Here is a 15,957-nt window from a genome sequence, read left to right on the forward strand (position 1 = left end):
GCTATCGATTGGAAAAGGCCATCAGTACCGCCCGTAAGCCATCACGGCCGCGGCGTATGGGTCCCGGCGTTCGCCGGGACGACAGCGGTGGTGTTGCAGCAGTGTCGGCAAAGCCAACCGCTCACCGCTCCCTGAACGCGCGCATAAACTGGTCGCTGAAGGGCTTGAGCAAATACGAGAACATCGTGCGTTCGCCGGTCTGCACGAAGGCTTCCACCGGCATGCCCGGCACTAGTTTGACTTCGCCGAGACGGGCGACCTCCTCAGGCGTCATCGAGACACGGATGGTGTAGTACGTCTGCCCGGTGCGCTGGTCGGTGGTGACGTCGGCGGAGACGCGGCTGACCTTGCCGTTGAGTTCAGGCGTGGTGCGCTGGTTGAAGGCGGAGAAGCGCAGCAGCGTCTTCTGACCGATCTGGAGCTTGTCGATGTCCTGCGGATTGACCTTGGCCTCGACCGAGAGATCGTCGGCTTTCGGCACGATCATCATGATCGCATCGCCCGCGGTGATGACGCCGCCGACGGTGTGGACCGTCGATTGCAGCACAACGCCGTCCTGCGGCGCGCGGATGTCGATGCGGCGAAGCTGGTCTTCCGCGGTCACCTTGCGCTCGACGAATTCGCCGATCTTGTCGTTGGTCTCGCGCAGATCCTTGGAGACTTCGCTGACCACGTCCTTGTCGATCTGGATGATCTGCAATTCGGTCTCTGTAATCTTGCCTTTGGACTGGGCGCGCGAGGCGATGTATTGCCCGCGCTCGCCGTTCAGCCGCGCGGAGTCACGCTCAAGCTGGGTCAACCGCGATATCTGGATCAGCCTCTGTTCGTAGAGCTGGCGTACGCCGACCAGTTCCTTCTCGACCAGCGCGATTTCCTTGTCCTTGGCCCGCTCCTGCGCGGAGAGGCCCTCGATTTCCTCGTTGAGCTGGGCAACCCGCTCACGCAGCTGCGACTTCTGCCCGGCGCGGCCGGTGACGCGTACATCGAACAGCTTGGTCTCGCTCAACATCACGTCCTTGACGTCGGGATCGTTGGCGCGATCGGTCAGCATCGGCGGGAACGTAATCTTGTCGGAGCCGCGCTGTTCGGCCTCGAGCCGGGCGGCGCGTGCCCACAATCCGTTGAGGGTCTTCACCACGATCGCAAGGCTCGCCCGCACCACGGTCTCGTCCAGCCGCACGACGATATCGCCGGCCTTGACGGTATCGCCGTCGCGCACGCGCACCTCGCCGACCACGCCGCCGGTCGGGTGCTGCACCTTCTTGACGTTGGAATCGACCACGACCTGTCCCGGCGCGATCAACGCGCCCGATATCTGCACGGTGGAGGCCCAGGTGCCGAAACCACCGGCGAGGATTAGCACGACCACCAGGCCCGCGATCAGATGCACGCGGATCGAAGCCCGCGCGCCCGTTGGCTTTTCGCTCATGCTTTGGCCACTCCCGCTTCAGAGACGACCTTGATCGGCGCCGGCGCCGGTGTCGGCACGCGCTGTAGCACCTGGCCGAGCACCTGCTCCTTCGGACCGAACGCCTGCATGCGGCCGTCCTTCAGCACCAGGAGCTGGTCCACCGCCTCGATACCGACCGGCCGGTGCGCCACCACCACCACGATGGCGCCCCGCCCGCGCGCGCCGCGCACGGCGCGGGTAAGCGCCTCGTCGCCCTCGGAGTCCAGATTGGAGTTCGGCTCATCCAGCACGATCAGGAACGGGTTGCCGTAGAGCGCGCGCGCCAGCGCGACACGCTGCGCCTGGCCGGCGGAAAGGGCGCCGCCCCCCTCGCCGATCTGGGTGTCGTAGCCCTCGCGCATCTTGATGATCATGTCGTGCACGCCGGCTTCCTTGGCGGCGGTGATGATCGCTTCCGACTTCGCCTCGGGATCGAAGCGGCTGATATTTTGCGCGATCGTGCCGCCGAACAATTCGACGTCCTGTGGCAGGTAGCCGACATAGCGGCCGAGCACATCCGACGGCCATTGGTCGAGCGCCGCGCCGTCGAGCCGCACCTTGCCGCGCACCGGCTGCCAGACGCCGACCAGCGCCCGCACCATCGATGACTTTCCGGAGCCGCTCGGCCCGATCACGCCGAGGCCCGTGCCGGCTTCCAGCGCAAAACTGACGTCCTGCACGATCACGCGCTGGTCGCCCGGCGGCACCATGGTGATCGCCTCGACCGAGAGCCGCTTGACCGGGGCCTGAAGCAGGGTCTGCTCCTTCCGCTCCGGGATGGTTTCGAGCAGCTTGTTGAGGCGATGCCAGCTCTGGCGGGCGGCGACAAACCCCTTCCAGTGCGCGATCGCGAGATCCACCGGGGCGAGCGCCCGGGCGCTCAGGATCGAGCCGGCGATGATGATGCCGGCGGTCGCTTCCTGATGGATCACGAGGTAGGCGCCAACCGCGAGCACGGCCGATTGCAGCATCATGCGCAACACCTTGGCGATGGCGCCTAGGCCGCCGGTGACATCGCTGGCGGTCTGGTTGCCCGACAGATACTTCTCGTTGGCTTCCGTCCACCGCTTGGTCAGGCGGCCCGACATCCCCATCGCGACCAGCACCTCTGCATTGCGGCGGCTGGAGGTGGCAATGTCGTTGCGGCGTACGCCCAGCACCAGCGTGTCGCGGGCCGGCCGGCGCGACATGAATTCGGTGATCAGGGTCAGCGTCACCAGGATGATGGCGCCGATCAGGGCGGCCACGCCGATCATCCAATGGAACGCAAAGCAGATCACGAGATAGAACGGCAGCCAGGGTAGATCGAAGAACGCGCCCGGCCCCATGCTGCCGAGGAAGGAACGCACGGCGTCGAGATCGCGCAGCGGCTGCATGCCGTCGCTGCGGTTGCCCATCATCAGCGGCAGCCGCACGATGGTCTCGAACACCCGGGCGCTCATCGCCTCGTCGAGCGAGGTGCCGATCCGCCCGAGGATGCGGGCGCGCAGCATGTCCAGAATACCCTGCGCGATGTAGAGGCCGGCGCACAGGACGATGAGGCCGACCAGCGTCGGCACGCTGCGGCTCGGGATCACACGGTCGTAGACCTCGAGCATGAAGATCGATCCTGTCAAATACAGGATGTTGATCATGCAGCTCATGATGCCGACGCCGATGAAGGCGTTGCGGCATGAGCGCAGGGCTTCACCGAGTTCGGATCGCCCGGGAATGGCTGGCATAAAAAACGATCTCTTCAAAAAAGTGACGGTCGCGACTCCTGCCGTTTTACCGATCTTTGCAGGGATCGTCCATTTATGTCGCGTTAACCCTAAACGCCGGCAGGAAGCAACAGCCCCGGCAGGTCCGGACGGCCGGAATTTTACGGGACCGGAAGGTGGCGATGGCCGTTGCGGCCGGGGCGGCGGGAAACGGGAACCCGGATGTTGCAACGGCGTTAACAATGCATGACAAAGCCCGATATTTGGTACGTCACATTTAGTCAGGAAAATTCCCTGGACGGCGGTGCCCAGCGATCGACCCGGACCTTCAAATCCGAGATCGACGCCAAGTTGTTTGCGATGCAGATACTGGCGAAGGGCTGGACCGCCAGCGCCGGCACGCTCAATCCCTATCAGCCCAAGCAGATTGTCCCTCCCTCGCAGATCGAACGCTGGGCCGACCCCGGCCTCGGCGGCTAGCGCCGGATGACTTTTCTTAATCGTCACCCCGCTCTATCTTTTTGTTTGAGCATGATCTTTTCGGAAAACCGGTGTCCACTTTGCGCTAACGCGGCCCTCCGGGTCCGGATCATGCTTCTAGCGCCCGGCTTGATGGCAGCTCGCGCGGGGCCTGGGCGGACGCCCATCGCACGACCGGTGGCCTGGGCAGGACGACAATACTATTTCGTCAGCAGCGCAAACGCGCCGTTCCAGTCGTCTGGCGGCGGGGTTTCGATGTAGCTGCGGATGCGGGCTTCATAGAGATTATAGAGCAGCGACAGGGCCTGGCCGTCATCGCTCTTGCGGCCGCGCTCGATCGCGGCGAGCGCGCCTTCCCAGTCGCGCCTGCGGTAGCAGGCCAGCATCTCGATGGTGAGGTTGCGCAGGCGCTGGAAACGGCCGGATTGCGCGACGTCCTCGCGGCCGGCGATCGCATAGATCACTTCCGGCTCCTTCTTGCCCTTCACCATGATGAAGTCGAGCTCGAGGATCGCGAACTTGTCCTTGACCGCCATCGCGGTCTTGGAGCCGACGATGATCGGAAAGCCGTATTCCTTGGACTGCCCTTCGAGCCGCGAGGCCAGATTGACGCTGTCGCCCAGCACCGAATAGTCGAAGCGCACGTCGGAGCCCATATTGCCGACCACGCAGACGCCGGTGTTCAGGCCGACGCCGACATTGAGCGGGATATAGGCGTTACCGGCGTCCTTTGCTTCCTGCTCGCGGATCGCGTTGAGCTCGTCGATCCGCTCCAGCATGTCGATCGCCGCCTCGCAGGCGTTGATCTCATGCTGCTTGTCGTCGAGCGGCGCATTCCAGAACGCCATGATGGCGTCGCCCATGTATTTGTCGATGGTGCCCTTGCGCTCGAGGATCGCATTGGTGAGCGGCGTCAGGAAGCGGTTCATCAGCGAGGTGAGGCCCTGCGGATCGTTCTTGTAGGATTCCGAGATCGAGGTGAAGCCGCGGACGTCGGAGAACATGATGGTCATCTCGCGCTCCTCGCCGCCGAGCACCAGCTTTTCCGGCGACTGGGCGAGCTGCTCGACCAGCGCGGGCGAGATGTACTGGCCGAACGCCGAGCGGATCTGGCGCCGCTGCGCCTGCTCGCGCACGAAGCTCGCGAAGATCAGCGTGAGGTAGATCGCGGTGGTCGACATCAGCGGATAGGTGAAATCGACCAGCAGCTTGTGCTGGGTGTAGAAGAACCAAGCCGTGCCGGCCAGCGCGCTCGCAAACACCGCACCGACCGCCACCAGCGTGATCGGACCGAAATTCGGCGCAAAAGCGATGACGAGCAGGCCGAGCACGAGTGCGGCGAAGAATTCCACTGCCAATCCATAGTTCGGCTGCTGCACCACCGCGCCGGTCAGCGCGCTCTCCAGCATCTGGGCGTGGATCTCCACGCCTGGCATCGCGGGCGAGACCGGCGTGGTCTTGGTGTCGTTGAGCCCGATCGACGAGGTGCCGATCAGCACCAGCTTGCCGGCGATCCGGTCTTGCGGCACACGGTTGTCCAGCACATCGATGGCGGACACGTAAATCGAGGGATCGGCGCGCGCGTAGTGCACCCAGAGCTGGCCATTGGCGTCGGTCGGGATCCGGATGCTCTTCACGGCGATATACTGAATGCCGGCCTGGTCGGCCTTGATCAGGATTGTGCTTGAGCCGCTGGCCACCCGCAGCATCTCGAAGCTCAACGACGGCATCGTCACGCCCTGCGCCATCATGATCATCGGCACACGGCGGACAATGCCGTCGCGTTCGGGCTTGATGGTGAACAGGCCGCGTCCCGCAGCGGCCTGCTCCAGCACCTCGACATTCCGCAGCAGGCCGGGGAACTGAAGCATGAAGGGCTGCGGTTCGTCGCCCAGCATTGCAAGCCCGGTCAACGGCAGGTTCTTGTCAAGGGCGTGAACGTTGGGGCCACCGAATTCGCCGAGCACGACCCGCGACTGTCGAATGGCATCGGCAAAGATCTGATCATTGCTCGGCAGCGCCTTCAGTTTCTCGCGCGTGGCTTCGTCGAGATTGCGGAAATTGTCAGCGGCAATATCGGGATTGAGCCGGTCGGGCTCGGAGAAGATGACGTCGAAGCCGATCACGACCGCGCCGAGCCGCGTCAAATGGCTGACGATGTCGGCGATCTTGGTACGCGGCCACGGCCATTGCCCGAGCCGGGGATCGGCAAGGCTCTTCTCGTCGATGTCGACGATGGTGACCGGCCGGATGGTCTTCACCCGCGGCTCGATGAGCTGGAAGGTGTCGAAGGTGCGGACCCGGAGCTCCTCGACCGGCGCGGGGTCCCAGACCCTTGCGGCGGCAAAGCCGATCAGCAGCACGAGGCAGATCAGTCGGGCGTAGCCGAACCGCCGATTGAACCACCTCGGGATCGCTCTCAGCTTCATGCCGTCTGCATACCACACAGGCGCAGGTCACAGGCAATTTTTTGCATCGGGCCAGATGCGAAAATCCGTTCGGCTCGACATCGATCCGCCATGCGGACCGTCGTTTGCGGCGTCAGATCAGATGGAAGTTCGACGCATGCAGCTGGTCGACCGTGACGTTCTTCAAGATGATCGTGTCGTGAGCCGCATCGGTGATGATCGTATCGTGGCCGAGATTGGCCGGCGCCGCTGCGGCCAGGATGGCAGAAACGCTCGGGAACAGTGCCGAGCTGATATGGATGGTGTCGTTGGTCGTATCGAAATCCGCGATGGTGGCGCTGCCAAATCCCGGCTTGAACACGAAAGTATCGTGGCCGCCATTGCCGAAGACCGTGGTATCCCCCCCGACATTGTTGAAGGTGTCGTTGCCGGATGTGCCGTCGACGACCGGCAAGGTGGAAACGTTCGTATTGTTGTTGGCGCCCACCAGGGTGATCGTAAGCTGCTGGCTTCCGTTACTGCCATGCCCGTCGGTAACCTGCGCCGTGTAGTTGAGCTTGAGCACGTCGCCCGCATGCAGGAAATCGAGATTTGCGCCGTGCGGATCGTAGTTCCAGTGCAGAACGTCCGTCCCGCCGTCGCTTTGGACGCTGTCGAAGGAGATGTTCCCGGCCTTGATGAGGTCCGAAACGTCGACCCCGTTCGGCAGCGTCGTCGAATTATTGTAGAGAACGCTCGCGCTCGCCGTCACCGATCCCGTCAGCGTGTCACCAATGTCGGGATCATGAACGCTGAGCGTTCCGGACACCTCGCTCGCAAGCATGACATGAGGCGCCGCAACGGTGCCGGCCGAAATATTGTCGATTTCGAACGCGTTCGAATTGCCGGTGCCAAGCACGACCTTGTTGAAGTTGTGCAGGCTGACAAACTCGACATAGCCGTTCGAAGCGAACGAACCCTGATTTCCGTTCGCCAACAGCGGGCTGACGTCCGCTCCGGTATAGGAAGCAACCAGCGTCGACCCATCGTAGAACTTGATCGTGTTGTAGGAATCGATCGAGCCCCAATAGAGGGCAAACGCATTTTTCGGCGTCGTGAAGGTGATGGTCTCGGTCCCGCCCGCACCGATGCTCAGATATTTCGTGGTGTCCTGACTACCGGGCAACGGGCCCATGAACGGTGCAGCGGAGACCGAGGACGAGCCTTGCACGACGCCCGCGTTGCCGGAGCCATCGAACGTGGCGCCGAGATCCGAGCTCGTGAAATCGCCGCTGCCGGCCCCATTGTTGGATACCGAGCCGGCGGTCCTGCTGTTGAAGGTCTCGGTATTGAGACCGAGCGAATTGGTGTTCTGTCCTGCCGGCTCGATGGTGACGGAAACCGGATTGACGACCATCAAGCCGTGGGCCGAGGGATTTGTTTCGCCGACAATCGATGGCGCGTCGTTGATGCCGTCGATGGTGATCGTTTCAGTCTGATGCACGGTCGCGCCGTGCACGTCGGTAATGTCGTACGAGACCGTGATGACGGTCTGCTCGTTGTCCGCCAGATAATTGAACGCCGGATTGCTCGGGTCGATGGTGAGCGTACGGCCGTCGGCACCGAGAGAGATGCCTGACGGCGCCGCGGACGAAACGCCGCCGTTGTCGACTTGAAAGGACAGGTTCGTGACCGACAACGTTGCAGTCTCGCCGCGGTCGACATCCGAAGCGCCGGCAAGCAGGTCCCGGGTAAAGGCCGCATCGCCTTCGTGCGCACTATCCGTCAGCGCCGCGGCAACGACCGGCGCATCGTTGGTGCCGGTGATCGTGACGGTGAACGGCGTCGTCACCGAGGCAAGGCCGTCGTCGACGGTCGCGGTGTAGGTCAGCGTCAGCGTATCGTCTTCGGCAAGGAAATCGAGGGCGCTGTCGTCGATGCTGTAGGTCCAGGTCGCCGAGCCGTCATTGATGTTGGCCGGCGCCGGCGTGACGATCAGCGTCGCTTCCACGGCCGCCACCGCGGCCTGCTGGTCCGCTGTCAGCGTCACCGGGTTCTGTGAAACATCGGTGTAGGTGAAGGATGCGAAATCCGTGCTCGCGGCCGGGCGATCGGTCAGGTCGACGTCGCTGAAGGTAATCGCACCCCCGACGGTATCGATCGCCGAAGATCCGGTCATGTCCAGCAATTCCTGGAGCGACCCGTTGGTCGCTTCAATCGTCGGCGCATCGTTGCTGCCGGTGATGGTAATGTTGACGGCCTGTGTGACCACGCCGCCATGCAGATCGGCGATTTCGATCGTGTAGCTCAGGAATAATTGTTCGCCGTCGGCGAGATAGTCGAAATAATGATCATGGGCCGAGAAATCCCACCCCCGGGAGCCGGTTGCCCCGTTGCCGGAATCGGTGAAGGCGCCGAGCTTCAGCCACTCCAGCACGGTTGCCTCGTCCGGCGCGCCCGCATCGGCGCCCGTAATACTGACGCCGGTGATCTCGACCGAATGCGTGTCGGAGTGATCGACATCGGTGAATGTCACCGAACCCCAAGTGGTTTGCAGCGACGCCGAACCGTGGGTATCCGTCAGTTCATAGAGCGTGGCGTCCTGCTTGCCGCTGGTGATGACGGGCGTGTCGTTGGTGCCGGTGACCGTGATCGTCACCGGCATTGTGACGACGCCGCCATGATGATCGTCGACCTTGATCGTGTAGGTCAGCGTCAGTTGCTCGCCGTCGGCGAGATAGTCGAAATTCCGATCCTCAGCCTCGAAGGTCCAGGGCCGCGACCCGTTCAGACCATTGGCGGTATCGGTCAGCGTGCCCAGCGACAGCCAGCCCAGCACCGTTGGGTTGTCAGCAAGCCCCGACGTGATGCCGTCCGCGCTGACGCTCTCGATCGTCACAGAATGGATGTCGCTGAGGTCGACATCGGTGAAGCTGATGCTGCCGGTCACCGTGTCCATCGCGGTCGAACCGGTCGGGTTCGGCTGGCTCGCGTTCGAAGCTTCGGTGAACGCGCCGTCCGTGGTCGAGACGTCAGGCGTATCGTTGGTACCGGTGACCGTGATCGTCACCTCTTTGGTCACCACGCCGCCGTGATGATCGTCGACCTTGATCGTATAGGTCAGCGTCAATTGCTCGCCGTCGGCGAGATAATCGAAATTCTGATCCTCGGCCTCGAAGGTCCAGGGCCGCGACCCGTTCAGGCCATTGGCGGTATCGGTCAGCGTGCCCAGCGACAGCCAACCCAGCACCGTCGCGTTTGCGGCGAGGCCCGCCGTGACGCCGTCCGCGCTGACGCTCTCGATCGTCACCGAATGAGTGTCGCTGAGGTCGACATCGGCAAAACTGATGCTGCCGGTCACCGTATCCAGCGCAGCCGAGCCGGTGGGGTTCGGCTGGTTCGCGTTCGAGGCTTCGGTGAACGCGCCATCGGTCGTCGAAACATCAGGCGTGTCGTTGGTGCCGGTGACCGTGATCGTCACCTCTTTGGTCACCACGCCGCCATGGTGATCGTCGACCTTGATCGTATACGTGAGCGTCAATTGCTCGCCATCGGCGAGGTAATCAAAATTCCGATCCTGAGCCTGGAAAGTCCAGGGCCGCGACCCGTTCACGCCGCCCGTGGAATCGGTCAGCGTGCCCAGCGACAGCCAACCGAGCACCGTCGCGTTGTCAGCAAGGCCCGACGTGACGCCGTCCGCGCTGACGCTCTCGATTGTCACCGAATGAGTATCGCTGAGGTCGACATCGGTGAAGCTGATGCTGCCGGTCACCGTGTCCAGCGCGGTCGACCCGGTGGGGTTCGGCTGGCTCGTATTCGAGGCTTCGGTGAATGAGCCGTCCGTGGTGGATACTACTGGCGTGTCATTGGTGCCGGTGACGGTGACATGCAGCGGCTTTGTGACGACGCCGCCGTGATGGTCGTCGACTTCGATCGTGTAGGTCAGCGTCAACACTTCGCCATCGGCGAGATAGTCGAAATTGTTGTCCGGCGCCTTGAAGGTCCACGGGCGGGAGCCGGTCGCGCCGTTGGTGGAATCGACGAGCGTGCCCAGCGACAGCCAGCTCAGCACAGTGCCGTTGGCAGCGAGGCCCGACGTCACGCCCGACGCGGTGACGCTCAAGATCGTTACCGAATGCGTATCGGTGAGATCGGGATCGGTGAAGGTGATGGAGCCGGCGACCTGATCGTTTACGGTCGATCCCGTCGCTTCCACCAATTCGGTGAAAGCATTGTCGGTGGTATTCACCACCGGCAGATCGTTGGTGCCGCCAACCGCCACATCGGCGCCGTTCACCGATACCGTGATCGGCGTGGAGACGAATCCGCCGTGGCCGTCGTCGACGTGTGCGACATAGGTGAGGATCAGGGTCTCGCCTTCGGCAAGGAAGTCGAACTTGCTGTCGACGAGGCTGTAGACCCACGTTGCGGAGCCGTTGTTGCCGTTTCCGGCCGTCTGCGTGACGATGAGGTCGATATCGACCTCGCTGATCGCTGCTAGTTGTTCAGCCGTCAGCGTCGCGGTGACGTCGTTGCCGTTCTCGTCCAGATACTGGAACGAGCCGAACGAGGTAGTGACAACCGGCCGGTCGGTCAGGTCGACGTCGGTGAAGGTGACCGTACCCTGCGCGACGTTGACCGCGGTGTTGCCGGTGCCGATCCGCTCGGTGATGGAATCGCCCGAAGTTGCGATCGTCGGCACGTCGTTGGTGCCGGTGATTTTCACCGTGACCGGGATGGTCGCCGTGCCGCCATGGTGGTCGTCGACGGTGGCGGTGTAGGTCAGTATCAGCACTTCGTCGACGGCGAGGAAGTCGAATTTGGCGTCGGCGACGTCGTAGGACCAGTTCACCGAACCATTGTGCCCGTTGGTTGACGCCGGGGTCAGCGTCAGCACGGCCTGGACCGCCGCTATATCGGCCTGCTGCTCGCTCGTCAGCGCGTCCGTGACGTCGTTACCACTGCGGTCTTGATAGGTGTAGGAGGTGAACGCCGTGGTCACCGTCGGACGGTCGGTCAGGTCGACGTCCGCGAAGGTGATGGTGCCGCCGGCATGGTCGATCGCGCTGTTGGCCGTGCCGGGAAGCTCGGTGAAGCTGCCATGGGTGGTCGCGATGATCGGCGTGTCGTTGGTGCCGGTGATCGTGATCGTGAAGGAGCCGTACCCTCTTTCGTTGTTCAGCGGATAGTTGTTCGCGACCTCCGCGATGTAGGTCAGCACGAGCTGCTCGCCCTCGGCGAGGAAGTCGAGCGCACCGTCTTCGATGCTGTAGGTCCAGGTCGCTGTGCCGTCGTTCTTGCCGGCGGGATCCTGCGTTACGTGCAGCGGGATCGTAACCGCGCCAATCGCAGTGCGCTGCTCGTCCGTGAGCGTTGCCACGCTCTGGTGGTTCGCATCGCGATACACAAAGGAATTGAATTCGGTCTTGACCGTGGGGACGTCACCCACGTTGGGGTCGGTATAGCTGATACCGCCCGAGACGCCGTTGATCACCGAGCTCGCCTTGAGGCCGACCTTTTCGACGAACTCCCTGTCGAAGGTCGTAACCGAGGGCGGGCCGGGGATATGATCGCCTGCTCTGGGATTGGACGTCTGCGGTCCCTGGTTCGCGCCATTCGGGACGTAGGTCGAGAGCAGCGTCACAGGGACAAACTGGCCATTCGCCAACTGGATGAATTTGTTTTCCGGCACACCGATGTCGGAGAAACGGGTCGTCGTGTTCGGATTGGTCTCGGTGAATTTCAGCGCGAAGACCTTGTTGATGACGTCCTGCGCTTCCTGCGAAAGCTGCGCCGACGACAGGAAGGTGACAAGGCCCTGGCCGCTGACGGTGGTCTGCGTGCCCGCCTGGTTGACGGTCGCGATCGGCGACAGCGTGACCTTGTCGAGCAGCACATAGGAGCCGGTGGTGCCGTCGGGCTCGACCAGCACCTGGAAGCGGGCGGGCGGGGCGATGCCCGATCCCGGGATTTCGAAGTCGATCTCGACCAGCACCGCGGTGCCGCGGATACCCATGGTCGCGACCGGCGTGTCGACTTTCATGTCGCCGTGCTTGGCGGTCGCGCCGGCAACAAAGGAGATGGTGCCCTGCACCAGGCTGAGCAGCGAGGAGTTGCTCGACCCGTTGGGGTCGTAGACCATCTCGTTCAGCACCATCCTCGCGTTCGAGCCGAGGCCGAACACGCTGCCGTCGATGAAGGTGATGCCGAGCGTCGAATTGGATCCGGACTGGACCACGTCACCCTGGTTGACGGTGTCGCCGAGGTTGAGGACGATCGAGACGCCGTTGCGGACGACGGTCGCGTTGCCGGCCAGCTTGGTGACATGACCGATCACCTTCGCCGCGCTCGCGCTGCCGTCAGCGGTCTGCGCGTACTGCGCGTGACCTGCGAGCGCGCTGACGATGTCGCCGGTAAGGTGCGCGCCATCGGGCGAAGCCAACGCCGCGCGCTTGTCGCCCTTGAAGTACTCCGGGACGACCACTTCCTGGCCGTCCTTTGAAATCACGAGATCGAGACCGGCCTTCCTGTAGTCGCCGTTGAAGAGCAGGTGGGCGTCCTTGACGACGACGGAACCCGACGGCGCATGGCCCGATACCGAATCGACATGCGGTAACGCCTTCGGGTGCAGCCCGGCACCCGAAAGAGGTAGGCCAGCGTCGAATTTGTCGACAAAGTTCAAAAGGAACCCACCCTGCCCGGAAGGTTAATTTTCAATAAATACTCAAAAGGTTAAGCTTGCATATCATTGGGAGGTGCTTCGTGAAACCATCCATTGCTTGTGCAAGATGAACTGGCTGGGCCCGGACGCCCTGATTTCTTCTGCACAAACTGAGAATCAAAAGTATTCTGTGTTGTCTTCATAAGAATACTTCCCCCAATTGAGGCCAATGTAGCCCCCTTCATGCGTATTCATAGTATAAAAATCGAAATCTATACTTCGGTCAGCTTCACCGTAGTTCCACGGCGGCATAATGCGGCAATTTGCAAGTTGAAACTGTGATTTGGCTTACAGATCGCGTGTTGCTGCTGTGCATTAGCCATTTTTACGAGAAATCAAGGATAACAGTCCGTTAGCGGCTATTTGGACACACCCGAGCGGCAATCGATAAAATTTTCAGCAAGTCGGCGAGGCCGATTTCAGCCTGTTTCGCGCTTTTTCCCCGGTTTCCCGCCGCTTTAAGCCAATCAAAAGTTCCCCCGCGCATCCTCGCCCCTGCGAAACGATCCGGTCACGTGCGAGGCCCAAAGCGCCCGTCGATGCCCGGACATGGGGCGTTAGATGGGGCTTTTCGGGAAATTGCACGCATTGCGTGCGATCGTGCTCGCGTGCGGGTTGATTTGGCTGGGACCTGCGTCCAGCCTGCGGGCCGAGGTGCCGGATACGCCGGCGGCCGCCGAGACCGCGCATCAGCCGTTCGGCCTTCCGGCCTCGCCCCTGCCTGGCGGACGCTTGCTGCAAAAGTGGCTTGCCGTGCAAACCCGCCTCGACGACGAATTGGTGCAGCTTGCGCTATGCGACGGCGACCGCGACGGGTGCGTCTCGCCGGCCGCGCTAAAACTCCTCGCCATCGTCGATGCAGCGCGGGCGCGTGAAGGCCGCGCCCGGATCGGCGAGATCAACCGCGCGATCAACCTTGCGATCAAGTCGACCAGCGATCTGGCGCAATATGGCGAAATCGATGTCTGGACCTCGCCGCTCGTCACCTTCACCCGCGGCGCCGGCGATTGCGAGGATTACGCGATCGCCAAATTCGTGGCGCTGCGGCTTGCCGGCATCGCGCCGGACGACCTGCGGATCGTGATCGTGCACGATCCCATGCGCGGCGAGGACCACGCGATTGCAGCCGCAAAGCTCGACGGACGCTGGCTGACGCTCGACAACCGCCGCATGGCGATGGTCGAGGATGCCGACGCCAGGAATTACCGGCCGCTGTTCGTGATCGATCGCGACGGCGCCAAACGCTATGACGCCGTGCCGCTGCTCGCCGGCCTGCCGCGCCCCGCCCCGCCGGCCGTGCTCAGCATCGCCGCCGCCCCTGGCCCGGTCTCACAGGCATACTAGGCCAAACGCCGCGGCGCACAGCGCACAAGCCGGTTGACAAACATCCGGCTTGCAATTCCATTTTGAACCGGCCGGCAGAACGCCGGCTTGTTTTGCATCTGTTGGGGCAGGGAATCCGGATGCGCTTCACTGTGCTGGCGATCGCCGCCATCCAGCTCGGCTGGATGCAACCTGCTTGCGCGCAAGGCACGCAAGCAAGTGCCCCGCCGATTGCGGAGATGTTGCCGCTGTTTGCAAAAAATCGCTGTGCCGAAGTGAGGGATGCCGCCGAGCAATTGTTCTGCGGCGATCCCGATCTCAACCGGGCCGGCGCGCGGCTCGGCAGCGCCGTCGATGCCCGGCTGAACCGGATCGCCGATCGCCGGATGGCGATCGAAGAGAATGTGGAGTGGATCAGGAGCCGCAATTCGAGCTGCGGGATTTTCGTCCGGCAAGGCGTTGCGGTCGCGCCGGAAAACTTTTCGCGCGTGAAAGCGTGCCTGCTGAAGGTGACCGCGGACAGGATCGCGATTCTGGAGGATGCCAATTTCGATTGCCTTGCGACCAATACGACCGCGGGCCTGGTGATCTGTAGCGATCCGGCGCTTGCGATCGCAAATCGGGAAATCAACACGCTGTTCGTAGGATTGATCGGCAAGCTGAGGGAAGACGAGGTCAAGGGCGCGTTGACCGAATACGCCAGGTGGACCCGGATCCGCGACCGGCTGTGCGGCCTCGACGACAAGGACAATGTGCCGCTGGAAGAACTGGAGAGCACCGAGCCGTGCCTCGCCGATTACATGAAGCAGAAATCGGCAGAGCTCGCCGACGCCAAGGGCGATCCCCGGAAAATCTTCGGCCGCGAAGTGCTCTCGCCCTCGCCTGATGCCGACGCGGTCGATCTCTGCGTCGGAAAAATCCATTCCACCAACACCTGCGAGAATTTCCTGCGGATCAGCCGCGTCAGCCAGCTCGACACCGAAGTGTCGGCGCAGGAAGCCATCGTTACCGCGGAGATCGAGATGAAGGTGCTGGCGCCGTTTGCGGTGTGCAGCCCGATCGCATCGAACTGCACCGGCACGTGCTGGGATCCGCAAACCGGCCAGCCGAAAGCGTCGACGACGGTCCGGCAAAACTTTCCGGAGCCGTCATTGATCGTCCGGCAGAACCTTGCCGTTGCCTACCGCGTCCGGATCGAGAAATCATTCGCGTTCAGGAAGTCGAAGAGCGGCGACTGGCAGTGCCACACGCAAGCGCTACGCCCGGTCGAATTCGGCCGCGCGCTGGAACGGCCGTAGCGGGTTGCGCGGCAAGTCAGCCGTTCCAGTTGACATCCAGCCCGATCGCCGCGTTCTCTTCCGGACTGGCCAGCCAATAGCCGTGGGCTTGAACGAGCTTGAAGAAGCGCTGAGCCTGCTCTTCGCCGGACGAACCCGCTTCCGGGATAGATATCTCTTGCAGGAATCCGGCCAGCTTGTTGGTGGTCACGCAGATCATCGTAGCGGCGGCTTGCGACGAGTTTCTCCATGCGTGCTTCATTCCGGCCCGCACATCGAATACATCGCCTGGCCCAAGCTGCTGCCACCGGTCTCCATTCAGGGCATCGAGCTTGCCCGACAGCATGTAAAACGTCTCCCGGTCGGCGTGGCTGTGCATCGGCACCACCGCCCCTGCGGGAAGCAGGGCTATCGCATATGGCCCATTGAGCGTGTGAGCGAGCCCGGCCTTCATGGTTCGAGACGCGCCGCAGGCGGCGCTCCTCACCATGAGGGTTCTAGGATTTTGCCACGAAACAAGACCTCATCCTGAGGAGCCCGCCAAAGGCGGGCGTCTCGAAGGATGGCCACAACGAAGTCGCCTCATCGAGTCCTCGCTCATATGCGATAGCCCTGCCGC

Annotated in this window: 8 protein-coding genes; 3 read left to right on the forward strand and 5 right to left on the reverse strand. The window is 62.8% G+C overall.

What is annotated here, in order from left to right; translation table 11 throughout:
• Positions 1–121: 121 nt before the first annotated feature.
• A complete protein-coding gene (locus tag JQ628_RS30345; RefSeq protein WP_212229043.1) occupies positions 122–1,429 on the reverse strand; it encodes an HlyD family type I secretion periplasmic adaptor subunit in 1,308 nt (435 codons plus the stop codon).
• Positions 1,426–3,171 carry a type I secretion system permease/ATPase gene (locus JQ628_RS30350; RefSeq protein ID WP_212229045.1) on the reverse strand — a complete coding sequence of 582 codons (1,746 nt, stop codon included), beginning with the start codon at positions 3,169–3,171 and terminating at the stop codon, positions 1,426–1,428. Before JQ628_RS30350 ends, JQ628_RS30345 begins: the two co-directional genes overlap by 4 nt.
• 225 nt (positions 3,172–3,396) lie before the next feature.
• Here JQ628_RS30350 and JQ628_RS30355 point away from each other — a divergent pair, with 225 nt between their 5' ends.
• Entirely contained in the window at positions 3,397–3,630 is a 234-nt protein-coding gene (locus tag JQ628_RS30355) for a hypothetical protein (protein ID WP_212229047.1), read from the forward strand.
• A gap of 200 nt (positions 3,631–3,830) precedes the next feature.
• Here the strand turns inward: JQ628_RS30355 and JQ628_RS30360 are convergent, their stop codons facing one another.
• Positions 3,831–6,059 carry a CHASE2 domain-containing protein gene (locus JQ628_RS30360; RefSeq protein ID WP_212229049.1) on the reverse strand — a complete coding sequence of 743 codons (2,229 nt, stop codon included), beginning with the start codon at positions 6,057–6,059 and terminating at the stop codon, positions 3,831–3,833.
• Positions 6,060–6,171: 112 nt separating this feature from the next.
• Positions 6,172–12,699, reverse strand: coding sequence for a VCBS domain-containing protein (locus JQ628_RS30365; protein ID WP_212229051.1), 6,528 nt, complete (start codon positions 12,697–12,699; stop codon positions 6,172–6,174).
• 600 nt (positions 12,700–13,299) lie between these two features.
• Between JQ628_RS30365 and JQ628_RS30370 the strand changes: the two genes are divergently transcribed.
• On the forward strand, positions 13,300–14,082 hold the full coding sequence (locus JQ628_RS30370; RefSeq protein ID WP_212229053.1) for a transglutaminase-like cysteine peptidase: 783 nt from the start codon (positions 13,300–13,302) through the stop codon (positions 14,080–14,082).
• Positions 14,083–14,201: 119 nt separating this feature from the next.
• Positions 14,202–15,359 (forward strand): hypothetical protein, encoded by a 1,158-nt coding sequence (locus JQ628_RS30375; protein ID WP_212229055.1) that lies wholly within the window; start codon positions 14,202–14,204, stop codon positions 15,357–15,359.
• A 16-nt stretch (positions 15,360–15,375) separates the two neighbouring features.
• Here the strand turns inward: JQ628_RS30375 and JQ628_RS30380 are convergent, their stop codons facing one another.
• Positions 15,376–15,828 (reverse strand): cupin domain-containing protein, encoded by a 453-nt coding sequence (locus tag JQ628_RS30380; RefSeq protein ID WP_349628139.1) that lies wholly within the window; start codon positions 15,826–15,828, stop codon positions 15,376–15,378.
• Between the last annotated feature and the right edge of the window lie 129 nt (positions 15,829–15,957).

It is taken from the genome of Bradyrhizobium lablabi (assembly GCF_018129385.1).
Taxonomy (GTDB): Bacteria; Pseudomonadota; Alphaproteobacteria; order Rhizobiales; family Xanthobacteraceae; genus Bradyrhizobium; species Bradyrhizobium lablabi_C.

What these genes read in the sequence shown, in the direction of transcription:
- JQ628_RS30380 (WP_349628139.1), bottom strand. Translation starts at nt 15,828, where the DNA reads ATGGTGAGGAGCGCCGCCTGCGGCGCGTCTCGAACCATGAAGGCCGGG.
- JQ628_RS30350 (WP_212229045.1), bottom strand. Translation starts at nt 3,171, where the DNA reads ATGCCAGCCATTCCCGGGCGATCCGAACTCGGTGAAGCCCTGCGCTCA.
- JQ628_RS30375 (WP_212229055.1), top strand. Translation starts at nt 14,202, where the DNA reads ATGCGCTTCACTGTGCTGGCGATCGCCGCCATCCAGCTCGGCTGGATG.
- JQ628_RS30370 (WP_212229053.1), top strand. Translation starts at nt 13,300, where the DNA reads ATGGGGCTTTTCGGGAAATTGCACGCATTGCGTGCGATCGTGCTCGCG.
- JQ628_RS30360 (WP_212229049.1), bottom strand. Translation starts at nt 6,059, where the DNA reads ATGAAGCTGAGAGCGATCCCGAGGTGGTTCAATCGGCGGTTCGGCTAC.
- JQ628_RS30345 (WP_212229043.1), bottom strand. Translation starts at nt 1,429, where the DNA reads ATGAGCGAAAAGCCAACGGGCGCGCGGGCTTCGATCCGCGTGCATCTG.
- JQ628_RS30355 (WP_212229047.1), top strand. Translation starts at nt 3,397, where the DNA reads ATGACAAAGCCCGATATTTGGTACGTCACATTTAGTCAGGAAAATTCC.